We start from the raw sequence: 20,801 nt of genomic DNA, 5'->3' as shown, positions 1-20,801 counted from the left end.
CCTTCATTATTTAAATCTGTTACCACTTAATAAAAAATGTGTATAACCAGCCACATGGTATATGCTTAAGCCAATTATTTATGATTTATACTTTAAGGACAGCACGTTATGAGTAGGTTAATAGCTTTTTTCTCATTAGTAGGAATCTTTGTTTTAATTTTTATAAGCCCTTCCTTGTACGCACAAAATGCACCCGCGCCCAGTGTTGTTGTTCAAACCGTTAAAATGAAAGATGTTACACCAAGTTTTCAATTTGTTGGACGAATTGAAGCGCAACATAAAGTCGATATTAGAGCGCGTGTAAATGGTTTTTTAACTAACCGAGCATTCGAAGAAGGAGCAAAGGTTACTGCAGGGCAATTATTATTTGAGATAGAACCTGATATATACCAATTACAAGTTAAACAAAATGAAGCAGAGTTAGCCAGTGCAAAAGCCAATCTTTCGCAAGCGACGGCAGCGTTTAAACGTTTGAAAAATTTAAGCCACAAAGGTGCCGTATCTCAATCAGATTTTGATAAAGCCCAAGCTGAGCAATTAGTGGCAGAAGCAAACGTACTTACAGCTAAAGTAGAATTAAAAAAATCAGAACTAAACTTAGGTTTTACCAAAATTTATTCACCTATTACAGGACGTATCGCGCGTGAAAATTATAGCGTGGGTAATTATTTAAACAGTGATGCTGAAGTATTAACAACAGTAACAAGCACTGACCCTGTTAACGTAACATTATCAATTAGTGAAAAATCAATGCTAGGCGCAAGACGAAAAGGTATTGATTTAAAAAATCCACCTGTTGCGCCTACGATGAAGTTATCTGATGGGTCTTTATATGATCAAGCTGGGCATTTCGATTATTTTGATACCGAAGTCAATACATCAACCGATACAATATTAATTCGTGCACAGTTTCCTAACCCTAAAGGTGTGCTTCTACCTGGCGAATTAGTCCAAGTTATCATCACCGATAAACAAAAGGTAATGGGTATTGTAATTAAACAATCCGCCGTACAAAAAGATTCGCAAGGTTATTTTGTATTGGGCGTTGATAAAGAAAATAAAGTTAATGTTAAACGGATTACTGTTGGTAAACAAATTGATGGGCAGTGGCAAGTTTTATCAGGGTTAACGGTTGGCGAACAAGTGATTATCGAAGGCCTTCAAAAAGTGGGTTCAGGCGGTATTGTTAATCCAGTGGAGGGCTAAACGGTGTTTTCATTATTTTTTATAAATCGACCTAAATTTGCTTTTGTTATTGCCATTGTGATTATGATTGCGGGTGCGTTAGCTATTAAAGCAATACCGGTTAATCAATTTCCTGATATCACCCCGCCGCAAATACTCGTTACAACGGCCTATCCTGGTGCCAGTGCAGATGTTGTTGAGCAATCTGTTGCAACGATCATTGAAGCCCAAATTAATGGTGTTGAAAACATGTTATACATGTCTTCTAGTAGTGGTAACGACGGTAGTTACTCACTGACTATTACATTTGCAGTGGGAACTGACCCTGATATTGCAGCCGTTAATGTGCAAAATAGAGTTGTGCAGGCCACTGCCAAATTACCAGCTGAAGTCACGCAACAAGGTGTTGTGACTAAAAAGCAATCTTCAAGCATGTTAATGGTTATTAATATCATTTCATCGGATAAAAACCATGATGATGTATATTTAAGTAACTATACATCGATTTATATTCAGGATGCTTTATCTCGTATCAATGGTGTTGGTAATGTTAGTCAATTCGGTGCTAAAGATTATGGTATGCGAGTTTGGTTATCACCTGAGAGATTAACCGCCCTTAATTTAACAGCAACTGATGTTGCTAATGCGATACGTAGCCAAAATATCCAAGCATCAGCAGGTCAAATTGGCTCCCCTCCTTTTAAAAGTGAGCAACAATTTCAATATACACTCCAGGCCAAAGGCCGTTTAACAACACTTGAAGAATTTGAAAATATAACGATCAGAGCTAACGAAGATGGTTCTTTTTTAAGGCTTAAAGATGTAGCTCGTCTAGAAATTGGCTCTCAATCATATGCTGCAACCAGCACGCTAAATGGTCAACCATCTGCGGCTGTTGCTGTATATCAAGCGCCTGGTGCTAATGCCTTAACTGTTGCTGATGATGTGTATAAAGCATTGGATAAGTTATCTGAACGTTTTCCTGATTCACTGGAATATAAAGTCCTTTACGATACAACTAAATTTGTACGTTCATCAATCAAAGAAGTCCTGAATACATTGATGATTACTTTTTTCCTTGTTGTGTTGGTTACTTATTTGTTTTTAGGTGATTGGCGCTCAACCTTAATTCCGGCTATTGCAATTCCTGTCTCTTTAATTGGTACGTTTGCGGTATTATTTGCAGTGGGCTTTACCGCTAATACAATCTCGCTTTTTGCCATAATATTAGCAATCGGTATTGTTGTTGATGATTGTATTGTTGTTGTAGAAAATGTACAGCGTCATTTAACTGAGAAAAATTGTACGCCCAAAGAAGCAACCGCCCTCGCGATGAAAGAAGTTATCAGCCCAATAATAGCAACAACTTTAGTATTAATGGCTGTTTTTGTCCCTGTGGCGTTCATGCCCGGTATAACAGGTGAGCTCTATAAGCAATTTGCGATAACAATTAGTGTGGCCGTTGCAATATCGTCTATCAATGCATTGACTTTAGCACCCGCTTTATCTGGTTTGTTGCTTAATAAAGACACAGGCAAAGCGAAAGGTTTTTTGTTATTGTTTAGCCGTTTAGTTGATGGCACTCGTAATAAATACATGGTTATTGTTGATAAGCTAAATAGACACCTTATGGTAACTGTTATCATCATGGCTGCTTTTATTGCGGGTACCGTTGGGTTATTTAAAATGGCACCTACGGGTTTTCTGCCTTTAGAAGACAATGGCTTTTTTATGTCTCATATTCAATTACCCGATGGGGCATCACTTAATCGTACGGAAGAAGTCGTTGCTGATATCACGGAAATGATGTTGACTACTGAAGGTGTTTCAGATGTTATTGCTATCTCAGGTATATCGATTATCTCTGGTGCGGCCTCTAATGCTGCACTCGTTATTCCCATTTTAACGCCTTGGGAGGAACGGACTGATGCGTCTGTGCAATGGTATAATATTTTGGGTCGATTAAATCAGCAAGTTGCTACCATTCCCGCTGCTCAGGGCTTTGTATTTCCTATGCCTGCTATCATGGGGTTAGGTACTGGTGGTGGATTTGAAGCCCAAGTATTAGATTTAGTTGGCGGTACACCCGCTGAACTGGCACAAGCTATTGGTAGTTTAGTTTATGCTGCTAATCAAGACCCACGCTTGAGCCGAGTTTATAGTACGTATTCTGCTAATGTGCCTCAATATTTTATTGATATCGATCGTGATAAAGCAGAAACGTTAGGTATCAGTGTTAAAGAAATTTTTTCAACATTACAAACTAATTTTGGCTCTTCCTATATTAATGACTTTAATTTATATGGAAAAGTATACCGGGTTATGATCCAAGCTGAAGCCGAATATCGTCAATCAATAACTGACTTAAGTCGGCTTCATGTTCGTAATAAGAATAATGATATGGTGCCATTAACGGCCTTGGTTGAAGTGTCTCCTGTGTTAGGTCCGCAAATGATAAGCCGTTATAACATGAGAAAATCGGCTACAGTACAAGGTAACCCAGGTGCAGGGTTAAGCTCAGGTGATGCGTTAATCGCTTTTGAAGAGGTTGCTAAAAAAGCATTACCCGATGGTTACGCGATTGAATGGACTGGCACTGCGGTTCAAGAACAAGAAGCCGGTAGCTATGTGCTCTTAATTTTCTCTTTAGCATTTATTTTTGCTTATTTATTTCTAGTGGCACAATATGAAAGTTGGACAGCACCTGTTGCCGTCGTTCTTTCAGTTGTTATTGCTATATTTGGTGCATTAATTCCGATTATGTTATTACCTTTTGTTAGTAATGATCTTTATGCCCAAGTCGGTATTGTTATGTTGATTGGCTTAGCGAGTAAAAGTGCGATATTAATTGTGGAGTTTGCTAAAGAACAACGTGATAATGGTATGTCAATTTTAGATGCTGCTCATACGGCTGCTAAATTACGTTTTAGAGCGGTTATGATGACAGCTCTGTCTTTCATATTAGGTGTATTGCCTTTAGCTTTTGCTTCTGGCGCTGGGGCTTCTAGTCGCATGGTTATAGGCTGGGTTGTCTTAGTTGGTATGTTGCTAGCGACTTTTGTTGGCACATTATTTATTCCTTCTTTGTTTGTCATCATGCAAACAATGAAAGAAAAATTTAACCCGCCGGTATCTTCACAAGAAAAGAATAATGATATGACATCGCTAAAAGATTAAAAATAAATTTAATATAAAATAGCACTGTATGATAATGCAGTGCTATTTATGTTATTTCGTTAATTTAATTATTAAAATATGTAATTTTTTTTTGATATCCATATTTGTAAATCTTCTGATTTAAATATTTGAGGCGGGTTTTCGCCATCATATAAAATGCCATTTGATATTGGTTATCTGTTTTTTTATGACCTGTAAATCTGAATAAAGATTGGTTGAAATGTAATTCCCCATTTTTCACATACATTTATATCTCTTGTATTGTCTGTTTAATAACCTATTTCAAATTCTGCTTTACTCGTTTTGTATAAAATTTTAATATTATAATTACAGGCTTCATAGTAATCAGTTTCAACCCCTTCAACGACCAATATACCGCCAATTTTCTGTGGTACTTCATAATTTATTTCAGTATCTGAAGATGAGAAAACTAAAAAAATAAACCCCATTAATAGAAAAAGGCTGTCTAACATTTATAGGACTAAAAATCACTTAAACAATTTCTTAGACTAAATGTGCTTATATTAACCCTTATAACCAGGTTGATCGCTTCTGAAGATTATATTGACGGTAAGTATGTATAACTATGATTTTATCGGTGTACATTCATAAAAATCAAAATTAGGGTGTAGTTTTCTGTAGGTTATACCTCGGCCAGTTGTCATCTCCCCTCGCTTTGATGGCGGTTGTGGTAGGGCCTTTTTGATCTTTTTATTATTATCTAACGATATTGCGATCAGGGGCAATTTTAATTTATGTGGCGTTAACCTGCCTGTTTGTCCAATTACTCTATATTTAGCTTGTGGTTCTGGTGATTTACGCCTTACCCACTTTAAAAATAGGCCATCTTTATTATCAGAGATTTGATGTATTTCATTAACTAATTTACGAAGTTGTTGTTGCCAAATATCTTTATCTATTTGTATTGGTGGCTCATGATATAAACGTTCTACTCTATTTATATAGTCGTCTCTATCGTCAAACTTCTTAGTTATTATATCGTGATTCCAACTAAAACTGATTGTTTGAATTTGTGTGCATTCTATTGATAATTTCCTTGTTAACATAGCATGGTTTGCCATTGGTATCGCTTGGTATAACAATCCATTTTTTTTATAAAGTTCGCCGTTTGCTGTTTTGAGTGTTATAGGATAATTATTTTTTTCAATGTAACTAACAATTATTTGTTTTTGCTTATTTATTTTATCGACTTGTACATGTATCTGATTGAATAAGCTTTGTTCTTTTATAAGAAGCAGGCCAGGGTATCGATATACTGTTTTTGTATCTTCTCCTGTTTTCAATGTGTAATGTTTAAATGCATGGCAAGCTTCTTTTATTCCATCTACGCCTGCATAGTTAATTAATGTAGAACGGTTTAAATTGGGATCTATTTGTCCTAATTTATATAACTCACAGTTTATTTTTGCTTTATTGACCGTTATCAAACTGGTTAACTTATCTAATTCTGTATCCAGCTCGTTTATTAGTAATTTTAAATCTAGGTGTGAATTCATAACATTAAAGTACCCAACATGCCTTAGGTATCTATATAAACACAAATTTTTTTAAATAGATACCATGGTGATAAATTGAATACAGAGATATCTAAAAATAATCTTTAGCTAAATAAAGAGTGCCGCTTAGGGTCACTAATTGTTTATACTGTTCTGGTCAAGCGTAACTGAACACATTTTCTAAAGGAATGTTCATAATCAATTGACGACTGATCATCATTAGCAGAATGCTATCTGCTCAACATAATAATATTTCATGTACCTTGCACATCTTCTTTCATATGCAAACGGGTTGCTTGGAGTATTTTAAATAGCCAATCATGTTTAAGCAACCAAAGAACCACTCTACGACTGCATTATCCCAGCATGCCTCAAAAATCTTCCATGCTCGCTCGGCAGCCTAATTTTGTTAGTACATGCCTAAACCATGTGCTCGTATATTGTGATCCGAGATCATTGTGAAATACCACGCCTTTTGGCGGTTTACGTAAGTTATGCGCTTTATTTAACGCTTTTTCAACTAAATCTCGTGTCATACGCTTAGATATGTGCCAGCCAATAATACGACGGGAATACAAATCCATAACAATCGCGAGATACAACCAACCTTCGCCTGTTTTCAAATACGTCACATCGCCTGCCCATACCTGATTTGGGGCTACGGGATTAAAATTCATGTTCACAAGTTATGATCGACGGCATCACTGTGTTTTCGTTTTGTCGTTACCTTGTAGGCAACCCGTTTAGTTACAACAAGTTTTAATTGGCTCATTAACTTATTTGTTTTATAACGTGATATATCAAAGCCTTTTTTGTGTAACGCTTTAGCCAGCTCTCGACTCCCTAGACTATTTCGACTGACCTTGAATAGTTTTTTGGCACATCGGTATAATCTTAACGTTTCAGCGCTAATCAGTTCACCTGGCTTCTTTAACCAAGCGTAATAGGCTGAAGCCTTTTTTAAGATTTCACGTTCCATTTGTAAGCGTTTATTATCCTTCCTGAGTTGTATTAATTCAGCCCGCTCATCTGTTGATAATGTCGTGCCCTCAGCTTGTTTTTTATGCTTGGCAACCCAGTTGTAAAGTATTTTATCAGTAATACCTAGCGCAGAAGCTGCCTGAGCAATTGAATAGTCTTGCTCAATCACTAAAGCAACCGCTTCTTGTTTAAATTCTACGGTATAGTGTTTATTTGTTTTTTTAATCATATTCACCTCAATAATGGGATTATAATCCTTTATTAAAGTGTCCGTTAATTCAACAACAAAGTAGTCCATGTAATTTATGATTTATAATAACCCACTCAGGTTCTCAGAGTTGGATTGTTTCACCTTCGTTATTAACGTTACGATTTCGATTAGTAATGCCTTTACAACTTGTTGTTTAGTCTAACCGGTTCCCAGTAGCAAAATAGCAGCTTATGATATGTGTAAATTTTTTTTAGCCGTTGTGTGTTCCTTTCGTAAATTTTCGTATTCGACATAAGCAATGCAAAGGTTTACATGTAGTCATTGTCTTTCATTCTACTGATTACTTTTGTTATCCATTATTTACATTTAACGTGATGACCATATTTGGCTTATTTCATATATTTTAGTTATTATTCAATAATATTAACTTTGTTTATTCATCAACAAGTTCATCTATTAACAATTGCAAAAAAACATCTTTCAAATTAACTAAAGTACCCAACATGCCAAATGTGATTGGTTTATAAAATAATTAGATACACTGCGTTAAATTCTTACACTACTTTTCTGGGTAAGCTTAAAAGGTCATTAGCCAAGAAACTTTAAACAATTAGCATAACTCCATTTAATAAATCATCTCATGTTTTCAGCATTACTAATTCCATCTTATGCGAATAAAAAATAGTTCATAACATTTATGACCGGAGAAATTTTAAAAGTTGTAGATGCAAACAAGTAATATAAATTTATTTGTTAAACTTTTGCAGAAACAATCGATATCAGATTATCTTGAGCTAAATATATGCGCACTACATATAAAACTTTAACCAATTTTTATTTTAGCCAGAAGAATATAATGTCGATATAGTTGTTTTATAATCAGAAAAGATTCTAAATCATGACGAAAAGCGGCAATAAAACCTAGCTAAACAAATACCAACATCACTCAAAGAAAAACAAACCAACATATAAATAGACATATTGATAAATAATAGAGATCCCTTCCATTAATTCTTTAAAGCATTTATCTACCTTTTCTTTTAGAAAGATAAAAGTAAGACCTTTATTTTTATAATCATAAAGTAACTACTTCATAATTTTAACTGACATGGTTCATGCTTAGTAGCCAACATGTTTTTGTATTTAAAAAATCAAATAAACCCAAAGCTCAATAAGAAACCTGTTTTATTTAAACTCTTTATGCATGTTGGGTACCAAATTTTATACATAAATTTCTTTTATTCTTATCAAACAGAGCTGTGTATTTATTTTCTTATGAATATTTTTTTAAATAAAGCTAAGAATTTCTTATCTCTCAGCTTTTTATATTGTACAAATATACTAGTTAAAATATACCTTGGTTGGTAGCATCAAACGCTTTTTGTTTTTGTTTGATCTTACGCTCAAGCTCTTTCCTATTTATAAGCGTTGGATCATGAACGTCTGTTATATAAGTATTTAGTAATCTCTTGAAAGCCTCGCTTTCAGTATTTTTTGTAATTAAATTACCTTGTCCATGATATTTTTTACAAGCAGCAATAATACTCCCCTGCTCATCTTCTGATAATTTACTCCAAAATTGATTAATTACCGCTTGTCTATATTTTCGAGTTTCTTCTGTAGATATTCGTTCAAAAGCATCTGTTCTTTGGAGTTCTTTTTCTCGCCGTGAAACTTCTCTCGACTTTTCAATCTTTGCGTAAATAGGAATAAACTCATTATGATTATTTGTATTTTCTAAGATGGCTTTAAAATAACCTGAAGGACTTTTTACTTGTGTATTTTTAGAATATTGATCAAATTTATCTAAAGCATATTTTAAATAATGGATCGCTTTTAAATCTAATTCATGCATCAGTTCATTTGTTTGATAACCAAAATAAGAAATCACAACTGAATTGAAACGATATAGTTCTATTAATTTTATAACTTCAAGCTTTAATTCAACATCAGCAGCGACAACATCTTGTTGGGTTAATAACTTTTCTTTACGCGTTATTTTAAACTTAATTATTTTTACTGGATTTCCAGGAGTCTCACATTCAATTCTAAATGGAATAAGATTACTTTCATTAATATTATCAACAGCGGGTTGCAACACTTTTCGCTTTAAATCTTTAAACTGTGGGTAACCCCAAACTTTTACTCCCGCTTTCTCAGTGTAACTAACATTCATTAGCTCTCTAAATTGAACAACGGTCCATTCAAAATTTGCATAACCTTTACGCATATACACACGACAAATGTCATAAAATCGAGGGGTATATTTATCAGACCATAAATGGTTACAAATTCTCATATCAAAAACATTAATAGTTTCTTGATTCAACAATTCCCGTCGAACTTTAGGCACAATTGATATCGAAATTTCATCCTTGCTTTTGTTAATTTCAGCTTCTGAAATTAAATTAATAAAACCTATACGTTCATCTTGAATTTGCTTACCAGATTCGTCCCAAGCTTCAAGAATATTCCAATCAACTTGCAACTCTTTCAGTTTATCAATTACTTGAACAGCTTTAGATTTATTTGAACGGTCATAGCCAATATAATCAACAAACCTAGAAAATGGAACTTTTAGTTCATATACATTTTCACCTATGGCTTCATTAAATTGTTCGACAGAATCGAAGCGCTCTAATGCGTGAGTTTGTAAGCTAATGATAACCGCATTCATACATTTTTGTGTCGTTGCAGTTAATTTTCCACCTCGAGTACTAAATGCAGCAACACCATCACTTTTATAAAACTGGCTTAAATTCCGTTCATCTTCGGGTAGTAAGGCAAGTTGTTCAGTATCTGGGATGATTATGGAATTAGCGTTATTTGAATTCATTTTATAAAAGTGTTAACAAGTTTATCTGCATCCTACACGCATCTTTTACATTGTCAATATCTAGTATTTTTGTCCACCATTGATTTTTATATAAATTTATCAGTAAATAATTCAGTTTGCCCATTTCATTGAATTATCTCTGTCTACAGTGTACTGGTTTACGTAGCTGTTTCACTCATCATGCCCCTATATACGTATTAAAGTGTTCTCATTTACGATATCTATTCGTAAATAAGTACACCTATATACCGTAAACAAAGACACTATAGTGAGTAAATACAGTCACCATAAAGCGTAAATAAATACACTGTTATTATAAATCAGTACACTTTAAGCCTATAAATAGAGTCACCTTTGCTTAAATGAGTACACTACTAAATATTAAGTCATTGTTTTTTAAAGATTTATTATTACAACTTTTAGATCGATCTGATCAGATATTTTTTATATCTATTAATAGATCTGATCTTAAAAAACTAAATTTTAATAGTTTTTTATATATTACATACCCGTTTAAGGTTTCAATAGTGTCCTTATTTACTAGAAACTAGCTTATTTCTTACTACAGTGTACTTTTTTACTAAGATATTTTTGAAAAGTGTACTTATATACTAAGTTTTATGACTTTTTTACCATTTTTCTAGTATTTCTGTACACCTTGCTTTTAATACAGCTTTTAAATTAGTAAAAAAATACACCTTTGCACATTTTTTATACGCATAATTTTCTTACAACCTCTTAATTCTCGTATAAAGGTACACGATATAATTATTTTCCATTAATAGTGCTTGTTTTTTAATCGATACTGCCCTAATGGTGTACATATATACTAATTTTCTGACCTTTTTCAATTTCGGGTTTAAGTAATTGTTTTTCTTGTAAGAAAAATGTTACAGTTCATATTACTAGTTAGTAATTTCTAGTATTTTTGTCGCTTTTTACATCTAATTAGTATTTTAGTACACCTTGTATACCCCAAAGTAAATTAGAGCTATCTTCTAATAACCAATTCACCGTAAATTGACTTATTACAAACTCCTTATAATAAGTTTTTTATTAACCTAGAGGTTTCTTTAAATAGTCAATAAAAGTCATCCTGATTATTCATTTTAAAAAGCCCAAAATTTTATTTTTGATCTACTTAAAATAACGTTTTCTTGTTATAACTTAGGTATTGGTTTATTTGAATATGCTTACAATTTATACTCATCCACTTTAAGCTCTGCTTACTTTTGTCCGGGTTCTCATGCATATTGAATCAAATTTTTGTTTCTTTAAGCAAAGTGTTCCAAGAAAAAGTACATACTTTACAATAACTTCTTGTTCCCACCCTCCTCCATCCATTAACACACTGCGGATTGGCTAAATTCTGTATTGCCGTACATTTGTTTTAAGTGTTGGTACATCAAGCACTATTGATAATAGGTGAGCTCAGCGCTTCTGGTTTGTTACCAGCTGGACAATCAGCACTAATATAGTCTTCTCACTCAGGTTTTAGGGTTCATTGTCAGCGCTTACTCGCCCACAATCACATAGTAGAGCATATGCTCATGGCGTCTCGAAGCTTGATGGCTTTACTGATTTAGTCTGTGTGCCTTTAGCTTTAGGTGTTCATAACCGAATTGCGGTATTTGTTGGCTAAATCGAGATTCATTCTGAAACCAGATACCAACACTAGTTTACCGGCCTGCACGATCAGGCTGTTTTTTTCAGTAATTAATTCACTAAATTGTTATTAAGATAGGTAAGCTTTTCGACCTTTTAGTCTATTTTTTCTACAAGGAAATATGATATTTCTAATAAGCAGATCCGCTTTTGAGGGATTGGTATAGGTAAGTAAACGATTTTCACTATGTTTTACATCAGTAAATTTCCCCCCCTTATTATTAATCCTTTTTACTTAATCTTAATGTTATTTATTAATTCATAGGGAGTATGACATTGATTTTCATTGTTGGTGTCTGTTGTAATGAAGTCTAGCTTGCTGAGTAAGGAAGCCCAAATATATAATTTATAAAAACTTAGGCATAACAACTTTGTTACTAGATTAGCCATTTTTTTGTGAAGTAAGCTTAACTGATATTTATCAATATCTATTTTTGTCATTTTTACGTGTGTAAATTGAAAGATTTTAATTCTTGGATGATTTTGTACTATTATTTATTAATCGCTTATTATGACTTGCTACTTAAATTTATGCCCATATTAAACTATATAGTAGTATGTTGAACTATTACCTAAATACGCTCTGCCTAATTACTTTAATTATTAAGTAATAGTTACAACTTTTTCTACTTAATAATTTTGTATTTTTATTCGTTACCTCACTTTATTCTGCTTTGTTGAGTTTACTTTTTATCAAGGTAGCTAAGTTATTTATATATCTCATTTAAAGCTAAGCCTCTTACTCTTTTATATAAAACGCTAATATAATTTTAATAGTACAGTTAACTTGGTTAACACTTTTATTTAAGATAAAGTTTTAGATTTTGCTAATATACAGTTAAACAATTAATATTTTCTTCATTATATTTATCAGTTGGTCCCCTCCCCTATTTTATTATGTGTATTTGTTTTTTATGTTTATTTGTAAATATTAAATTCAGATAAAACTTTTTTTGTTTAATGAAATTTACATTGTAGGTGTTAACCAGGTAAACATTTATGATCTCAATGTAATCAATTATTTAAATAACCTTTTGTCCAATTTGTTTATTTAATAGTTAACCAGGTTAACACTGATGTTTAGACATTTTTAAACAAATCGTTATTTGTATTAACAAATTTATATATATTCGTGCTTTATTATTAATCTATTATTTGAGCAAATGTTTTTATTAATCTTAATATTTAATGGTTTATAAAAGAGTGACTTGTTAACTAGGTTAACACAATGATATTTTGACTTTCACTATGGGGATTTAGAGATTGAACTTGGACTAATTTTTTAATTATTTTTAACGTTATCATATGTATTATCTTAGTGTAATTCTTTAGATCCTTAACTAATTATAGTAATGGAGTGTTAATTGTGACTTAGTGAAGTTTATACATTGCTATTAAAGTTAATTATATTAACTTTGAAAGTTGTGTTCCTAAAAATACGGTTGGCTTATATATAGTTTTATAACTGTATACCTAGTTAACACTTTATCTTATATATTTAAGGTATCTACCTAAACCCTTTCTTTACTTCTATCTTAAATATATTTCCAGTTAGTTGAAACAGATAAAACCAAAATCATATATATGACTAATTATCAGCAAATCACCTAACATTGAAAGGGAACTCAATTTGTTTAACTTTCTAGCTTATGTAATAGCCCTGCCCTATTTTTAGCTTAAGTTTGTTTATGCCATCATTTTTATTAAAGCTTATTAATGAACTTAATATACAAAAAAAGAAGGCTATAAACGTTGTTGACATTTAAACGCATATATAGCCTAACCTACTGCAAACCAGGTTAACTCTCCACCTTATATATATCCCCTACTGAGCTGTAAACCAGGTTAACACCCTAGCGAATAGATATAACCTACTGAACTGTAAATTAGATTAACACTCAAGCTAATAGATACCCCCTATTGACCTATAAACTAGATTAACACTCAAGCTAATAGATACCCCCTATTGACCTATAAACTAGATTAACACTCAAGCTAATAGATACCCCCTACTGAGCTGTAAACCAGGTTAACACTCAACCTTATTTTATAACCTACTGAGCTGTAAACTAGGTTAACACTCAAGCTTATTTTTATAATTTACTAAGCTGTAAACTAGGTTAACACTCAAGCTAATAAATATAATCTACTAGCTGTAAACTAGGTTAACACTCTAGCTAATAGATATAACTTACTAGCTGTAAAGCAGGTTAATACTCAACCTTATTTATATAACCATTGAGCTGTAACCCAGGTTAACACTCTAACTAATAGATATAACTTACTAGCTGTAAACCAGGTTAACATTCAAGCTAATAGATAAAACCTATTTAGCTGTTAACCTAGTTTACACTTTACGTATTTAGCAAAATATAAATAAATTAATATAAAATAATAAATAATTTATTAAATTAACGCTTGTTAGTTGGTGATATGTCGTTTAAAATTGAAAAATAGACGTTTTTAATTGATGTAATAAATTTGGAGCATAGGTTGCATGACTGAGTTAGAGCAAAGGATCATCGCTGTTGGTGGATTAAAAGGCGGTGTGGGTAAAACGACAATTGTTGAGTTACTGGCTGTTGAATCTGCCTATCGAGGGAAAAAAGTCGCTATCTTTGATATGGACCCACAAGGTTCTGGTTCCCGTTTTGTTGCTCGTAGAAATGAATTCAATGAAAATACAGATGATCCTGTTCCTACGATTATGAATTTAAATCGTAACCCTGCAGAAAAAGATGTGCGCAAAACGCTACTGCAATTAAGTAAAGATTATGATTTTATATTCGTGGATCTAGTTGGCGGTAACGATTACGACTTTGTTGTTGTTGCTATGATTGCCGATACCATTTTATCGCCATGTTCTGATAGTGCTAAAGAGTTTGAGCAATTACCCCGTGTATTTAATGCCATTGAAAAAGCGGAAGAAAATTTAATGCAGCTAGATCCCGACGGTAATAATCGTATTGATTTGAGAATTTTGCTTAATCAATTACATCCATCAAGCATCGCCGCTAATAAAGAGTTACGTGATATTATTATTGCTAAATACGGTAAATATGCATCATTGTGCAATGTTGAATTTACAACCAAAAAAGCATTTACTAAAACAGGGCAGGGCTTAACGGTTACTGATTATGGCGATCAGCTAAGAAGTAAACCTCAATTATTGCTAGACGAAGTTATTGGCGTTAGAAAGCCGCGAGCTATTAAAGAGGGAGTTGCACTCGATGGCATCAATTAAACGCAGACCAAAAGCAAGTTTAGCTGCGCTCGCAGATGCTGGCGAGCAAAGCATCCAAAAAGCGAAAGTTAATCCTAATACGACTCGGAATAACCGACGACACCTAGCTTTACAAGCTGATATACCCGATCTTGATCCAACCGATCTTTTACCCGCTGATTCAACATTTGTAAACTCAACCAATTTAAATTCAACTGCTGAGGTTCCGGTTAATCCGTTACCGTCACAGACAACCGAAAAAGTCGGTTACAGCACGATACGATTACCATCAGGTATTGAATCAAATTGTGAAATTATCCTGATTGAAGATCCCTCTACGTGTATTGTTTGGAAAGGTAATCCCCGTTTTGGTGTTAATGCTAACGTTGATAGCCTGCGAGGTAGTATAAAATCGTCAGGGACTAACGTAGAACCGATTAAAGTTAGAAAAAACGAGCAGGGTGTTTTTGAAGCCATTACAGGAAGCCGCCGTCGTCAAGCTTGTATTGAAGCCCTTAAACCGCTTACTGCGTTATATATTCATAATTTGTCAGATTATAACGCGCAACAACTCACTGTCCTCGAAAATGAAGATCGAGATGACCCTGATGCGTTTAGGGTCGCCGCGAGTTATGCCGCTTTATTAAAAGGTGAAAATCCGGCTTGTAAAGATCAAGTTGAACTTGCTTCAATGTTAGGTTTAGCTAGGCCTTGGGTTAATCAAATGTTGTTGGTTAGCCGAATCCCTTTACCAATACTCGATCTCATTTCAGATGAAGATAAAGCGAACTTTTCTAAGAAAAAAGCGATAGCGCTGGCAAAAGATATTAAAGCAATTAGAGAAGCAGAATTAGAAGCCGACCTCATTAATCGATTTAATTCAGCTGAGCGCGCCACGATCGCCGAATTGATAAAAATTATTGATTTGATGCTTGATAAGCCAAAACCTGAACAAAAAACGACATTTAGTGTATTAGAAACTCATAATACACACGAAATTTTACAAAAAGCGGGTAAAAAAAGCCTATTGTTGAAAAAGAATATTAAAAATTTATCGGACGAAGATATTATTCGCATTATTCGTGAAGGTTTATAGCCTGTGTTTAACGTAAAAGGTAATGTAAACAGGGTAAGGGTTTACAGATAAAAATAGCTACGTGTAGTGCTAGTTCTTCGCTAAAATTGAAAAGGTTTTTATTCAAGCTTGAATAAAAACCTCTAAATTAACCTCTATAGTGCAGGGTAACGTTTATAATCATCTTTCCATTGTTGGTTATAAGCATCTTTACAAGTCTATTGAATAATAGTGCCAGCTACATCTTAAAACCGGCCGAAAATATTACGGCCATTGCAGAGGGGAGGGAACTCTAAGCTGTTACAATACCAAGGCTCGGGTTGCTTACTTTGTAGACCAAGTTAACCCAGGGAAATAGCGACTTGAAGTGTGTCCCGATGTAATTAAAACCGCAGAAACGAACTTACCCAGCAGCTTAAAACGCACCGTCGCGCAATTGTTTGTCGCTGAAAATAAATTGAGCTTAAGCTTAGCCGACTTGTATTCACAATTCTATCTGCAAGGTATAAACGCAGGCAGCAACATTAATCAGTTAAGCCAATCGCATGCCGTTAATGTTAAACCCCGTGTTTATGCAGGCTGAATACCCCCATACCACCGCTGATTTTGGCGATTTAACTAAATTACAAGGTTTTCAAATACCGTTTGATGCCAGCCAATACCGCAGTAGCCAACGCAATAAATGGCATGGCATTGAGATCGAAATGATTGGTTTAATGAAGCGTTAGAGATTCTTTATTAAGTGAAATACGCCCTCGATAAAATGAGATCGATAGTCAGTCGATCTCATTTTTATGTTGTTAAACCAGTAATTGTTATTGCGTTATGCATTATCCAGTTTACGCGATTAATATAATTGGATATTAAAGCCTTGATTGTAAATGTTATATATATCAACGATATATTAATACCTGTCCGGTATGGCTGTTCTCAGGTATCAACCAGCAACTTACTTATCGTATTAAACAACTCGAAAAACGACCGCACAGAGTGTCTTGATGGAGAGGCACCGACTCAATACCGCGGGCGTTCCTCTCTCTAAAATACAGCAGTCTGATTTAACGTTTATTTCAATAATTTTATCTCAGCTTTACACACATTAAACACAAAAATAACACCCCTTAACATAACCGTGCTTAATCGTTTTTTGAACTTTAATCGGTTGATTTATCTCAAGTTAATAAGCTTCATTATTTCTAATATTGTGCAATACTCAAAAGGTAAGGTAATTTATTTTTCGCTGGGAGCACTAAATGAGCCAACAACTAGATTTATCGCAATACGGAATTAATAATGTTAAAGAGATTGTTCATAACCCTTCATATGAACAACTGTTTATTGATGAGACAGATCCTAATTTAACGGGATATGAAAAAGGTACCGTGACCGAATCGGGCGCCGTAAACGTAAGCACCGGTATATTTACTGGACGCTCCCCAAAAGATAAATACATCGTGTTGGATGAGGTAAGCAAGGAACATATTTGGTGGAATAGCGACAAAGCACCAAACGACAACAAACCTATTTCACCTGAAGTTTGGCAAGATCTCAAAGCACAAGTCGCGGCTCAATTATCCGATAAGCGATTATATGTCGTCGACACCTTTTGCGGTGCCAACGACAAAGTCAGAATGAAAGTCCGCTTTATTGTTGAAGTGGCTTGGCAAGCGCACTTTGTAAAAAATATGTTTATACGCCCTACAGAACAAGAAATGGTTGATTTTGGTGAGCCAGATTTTGTTGTGATGAACGGCTCTAAAACGAGCAATGTTAACTGGCAAAAACAAGGTCTTAACTCCGACGTATTTACCGTATTTAACATGACAGAAAAAATGCAAGTGATCGGCGGAACGTGGTACGGCGGCGAAATGAAAAAAGGGATGTTCGCCATGATGAATTACTACTTACCCCTTGATCATATGGCATCAATGCATTGTAGTGCCAATGTAGGCGAGCAAGGCGATGTTGCGATCTTTTTTGGCTTATCTGGTACCGGAAAGACCACATTATCAACCGATCATGAACGTAAACTCATTGGTGATGATGAACACGGTTGGGATGATGATGGCATCTTTAACTTTGAGGGTGGCTGTTACGCCAAAACAATTGATTTAGACAAAAACAGCGAGCCGGATATTTTTAACGCCATTCGCCGTAATGCTTTACTTGAGAATGTAACCGTTGATAAAAATGGCGTGATTGATTACTTTGATCATAGCATTACCGAAAACACCCGAGTGTCTTACCCCATTGAGCACATCGACAATATTATTTTACCTTCGCGTGCAGGTCATGCCCAAAAAGTCATCTTTTTAACTGCGGATGCATTTGGTGTTCTACCGCCGGTGTCTAAGCTCAGTCATGATCAAACCAAATACCATTTTTTATCGGGTTTTACCGCTAAGTTGGCCGGTACAGAGCGTGGAATATCAGAACCCGTACCCACCTTTTCAGCCTGTTTCGGTAAAGCGTTTTTAACATTACATCCCGTAAAATATGCTGAAGAACTCGTCGCTAAAATGGACGCAGTGGGTGCCGAAGCCTATTTAGTTAATACCGGCTGGAACGGCAGCGGAAAACGCATATCAATTAAAGATACGCGTGCAATTATCCATGCCATTTTAAATGGTTCAATTGAACACGCGCCAACTACAACGTTGCCTATATTTAACTTAACGATACCAACCGAGTTACCGAATACCGATCGTTCTATACTTGATCCACGTGACACGTATGATGATCCAGAAGAATGGCATAACAAAGCAACTGATTTAGCTCAGCGCTTCATTAATAACTTTGTGCAATATACCCATATTGAAGATGGTGCAGACTTAGTCAAAGCCGGACCTCATATATAACGATCAAAAAGATGTATTGCTTGTTAGCTGTACATCTTTTTTTCAGCAGCCGGGTAACGGAGGTTTGTCGTTACTGGTTAAAGCCATTAAAAAGACGAAGCCAAAAATGCTCATGAAAAGGCGGGTTATTTACTTCATTCCACATGCCCCAATTGTCATCCCTATCTGAGCCAACGATCCTCGTTATACACAGTGTGGAGTCGTATGGGTTAGTACTGCACGTGCGGATCTGTGCCGGAGGCCTGGCCATCCTTATTTGTATGGTTGGTTAGGGCTTTACGGCGATCTTTAATATACTCTCGTGAACCGCACTCTTAGCGTTTTTACTTTTGAGTTTTTATTTGGGGTAAGTTACGATAAGTGCTCTCGATAATATGATATAAAATCAAAGGCTTATTTGTCAGAATTTAAACCACGTCCTTTGGGCGTAGTTATTTACTGATGTACTTTTTTGCTAGTAGCCTTAGCGATATTTAATTGAATGACAGGCATAAAAAAGTCGCATACTTTACTTATTCGTATGCGACTTAATAGTGCTAAAATTTAAAGTGAATTTAAAAAAGCTTCTTTAATTTTTTGCGTATGTTATTAGCGGTATTACCCACCGTGTTAATCGCGTTGCCAACGGCATCTTTTACTTCATTATTAAAAAATGAGTCAACTTCTTGAATACCATCCGCCGATATATTAGCGGCATCAACTAGCGTATTTCGCGTGCTACTGAATGCATCGACGGCAACAACATATTTACCCATGTCATATAACGCCATGCTGCTATCACTCAATCTTAGCGCTTCACCAAAGTCAGCACCTGCACCAATGATGACTCTGCCGCCTTGAGAGTTAGTAGCGGCTAAATAACCATTTTTACCGGCACTAAAAATCGCTTTTCCGGTTGTGGCATAATCAACCGAGAAACTCATCTCGGCACCTAAACCAATACCCAGTGCAATATCAGCTGAAATAACACCACCTTCAACACTGCCATTTGCACCCGCGCCTACACCAACTGAAACCCCCACTCCTAACTCATTACCAAACGGATCGGTAACTGAGGTTGTGGCTTCAACTAAGTTAGCTTCAGCTCCCATACAGAGCTTTTCAGGTGAAAGAGAGCCACAGACTTCAGCTTCAGCAACCGAAACTGAAAATGCTTGTGAGACGGGGCCATAGTCGAGTTCTAGCTCAGTCGAGAATACCCCGACAGCACAACTACCACCTGCGCCATTACTTGCGCCACCACATTCACCATAAACAGCTTGCACAGAAAGGGTAACACCTTCGGTTAACTCCCTAGAACAAGCGAGCATACCAAAACCTGCCGTGTTATTAGCACTGTCGGTTTCACTGTACATAATTGTACATTGCCCTGGTTTTAACACCGAGTTTTGTACAAGCTCTAAGCCACTATCCGCCAATAAATCACGGAATTCACTTGTTGTGTAAGGCGAGGGTTGACCGACAAAATAAATTTCGCCAGCGCCAATACCCTGCTCAGCTACGTTATAAAGTAGATGATCATAAGCAAATGCGGGTGACATGAAACTACCAACCGCCGCGGCAATGAGCCCGGTTGTTATTTTATTTTTCATACGTCACCATGGGCTTAATTGTATAAATAGACTGAGGTTAAAGTACATTTTTCATCGATTGTTTTTGCATAAAATCTCAAGTCTTTACCTGTTGATATTGAGGTCATGATCGTGGCGTAAACCTGATCAAAATTGAGTGAGTCAGCCGGTAAATACAAAACACCTTTTAGTGAGGTATTTTGTTGATCAATATCGCAAGTTAATACGTTGCGATATGAATTGGTTAATCTGATATGCGCATTGCCACTGGTCGTTGATTTCACGTACTGGATTAAATCATTACCATGACAAAATGTCGTTTTACAATAATCGGCAGCCGCCATCGTTGAAACTGACATTAATGCTGAAGACGCAATCAAAAAAGTGGATATTTTTTTAAACATTTTTATGTTCCTTTTTATAAATAAAAATTGGGATTAATGTATTAAGCAATTTAGTGAATAAAATTTTGTACTTTTTCTAAAAACAGAGTGAAAAAGCA

The 20,801-nt window shown here is 35.0% G+C and carries 12 protein-coding genes and 1 pseudogene; 7 read left to right on the top strand and 6 right to left on the bottom strand.

All coding sequences use genetic code 11. The features are described 5' to 3' along the window. Window positions 1-108 precede the first annotated feature (108 nt). A complete protein-coding gene (locus DPX34_RS06215; protein ID WP_111977548.1) occupies window positions 109-1,206 on the top strand; it encodes an efflux RND transporter periplasmic adaptor subunit in 1,098 nt (365 codons plus the stop codon). Window positions 1,207-1,209: 3 nt separating this feature from the next. Then, the gene (locus tag DPX34_RS06210; protein ID WP_111977547.1) at window positions 1,210-4,362 is read left to right on the top strand and encodes an efflux RND transporter permease subunit; all 3,153 of its coding nucleotides are present in this window, start codon (window positions 1,210-1,212) and stop codon (window positions 4,360-4,362) included. Between the two features lie 269 nt (window positions 4,363-4,631). Here DPX34_RS06210 and DPX34_RS06200 read toward each other — a convergent pair whose 3' ends face one another. The 4 genes and pseudogenes from DPX34_RS06200 to DPX34_RS06185 form a co-directional block, all read right to left on the bottom strand. Further along, window positions 4,632-4,835, bottom strand: a complete 204-nt coding sequence (locus DPX34_RS06200) for a hypothetical protein (protein ID WP_111977545.1) — start codon at window positions 4,833-4,835, stop codon at window positions 4,632-4,634. 111 nt (window positions 4,836-4,946) lie between these two features. After that, window positions 4,947-5,879, bottom strand: coding sequence for a DNA replication terminus site-binding protein (locus DPX34_RS06195; protein WP_111977544.1), 933 nt, complete (start codon window positions 5,877-5,879; stop codon window positions 4,947-4,949). A 143-nt stretch (window positions 5,880-6,022) separates the two neighbouring features. Next, window positions 6,023-7,089 (bottom strand): annotated as a pseudogene (locus tag DPX34_RS06190) (IS3 family transposase). A gap of 1,327 nt (window positions 7,090-8,416) precedes the next feature. Further along, a complete protein-coding gene (locus tag DPX34_RS06185; RefSeq protein ID WP_111977543.1) occupies window positions 8,417-9,907 on the bottom strand; it encodes a replication initiation protein in 1,491 nt (496 codons plus the stop codon). A 1,504-nt stretch (window positions 9,908-11,411) separates the two neighbouring features. On the opposite strand from DPX34_RS06185, the gene DPX34_RS21875 reads away from it, so the two are divergent. The 5 genes from DPX34_RS21875 (at window position 11,412) to pckA (ending at window position 18,728) form a co-directional block, all read left to right on the top strand. Next, window positions 11,412-11,549, top strand: coding sequence for a hypothetical protein (locus DPX34_RS21875; protein WP_198673644.1), 138 nt, complete (start codon window positions 11,412-11,414; stop codon window positions 11,547-11,549). 2,520 nt (window positions 11,550-14,069) lie between these two features. Continuing rightward, window positions 14,070-14,816 (top strand): ParA family protein, encoded by a 747-nt coding sequence (locus DPX34_RS06180; RefSeq protein WP_111977542.1) that lies wholly within the window; start codon window positions 14,070-14,072, stop codon window positions 14,814-14,816. Next, window positions 14,803-15,891, top strand: a complete 1,089-nt coding sequence (locus DPX34_RS06175) for a ParB/RepB/Spo0J family partition protein (protein WP_111977541.1) — start codon at window positions 14,803-14,805, stop codon at window positions 15,889-15,891. The genes DPX34_RS06180 and DPX34_RS06175 overlap by 14 nt, the downstream gene beginning before the upstream one ends. A 524-nt stretch (window positions 15,892-16,415) precedes the next feature. Continuing rightward, window positions 16,416-16,598, top strand: a complete 183-nt coding sequence (locus DPX34_RS21700; RefSeq protein WP_157964632.1) for a hypothetical protein — start codon at window positions 16,416-16,418, stop codon at window positions 16,596-16,598. A gap of 525 nt (window positions 16,599-17,123) precedes the next feature. After that, window positions 17,124-18,728, top strand: coding sequence for a phosphoenolpyruvate carboxykinase (ATP) (gene pckA, locus DPX34_RS06165; RefSeq protein ID WP_111977539.1), 1,605 nt, complete (start codon window positions 17,124-17,126; stop codon window positions 18,726-18,728). A gap of 554 nt (window positions 18,729-19,282) precedes the next feature. On the opposite strand, the gene DPX34_RS06160 is transcribed toward pckA, so the two are convergent. Both DPX34_RS06160 and DPX34_RS06155 read right to left on the bottom strand, forming a co-directional pair. Continuing rightward, on the bottom strand, window positions 19,283-20,320 hold the full coding sequence (locus DPX34_RS06160) for a hypothetical protein (RefSeq protein WP_111977538.1): 1,038 nt from the start codon (window positions 20,318-20,320) through the stop codon (window positions 19,283-19,285). A gap of 14 nt (window positions 20,321-20,334) precedes the next feature. Beyond that, window positions 20,335-20,703: a hypothetical protein gene (locus DPX34_RS06155; protein ID WP_111977537.1), complete on the bottom strand. Its 369-nt coding sequence runs from the start codon at window positions 20,701-20,703 to the stop codon at window positions 20,335-20,337. Window positions 20,704-20,801: the final 98 nt, after the last annotated feature.

The organism is Algibacillus agarilyticus (assembly GCF_003286125.1).
GTDB lineage: Bacteria > Pseudomonadota > Gammaproteobacteria > Enterobacterales > Alteromonadaceae > Algibacillus > Algibacillus agarilyticus.
This window is presented reverse-complemented; position numbering and strand designations above follow the sequence as displayed.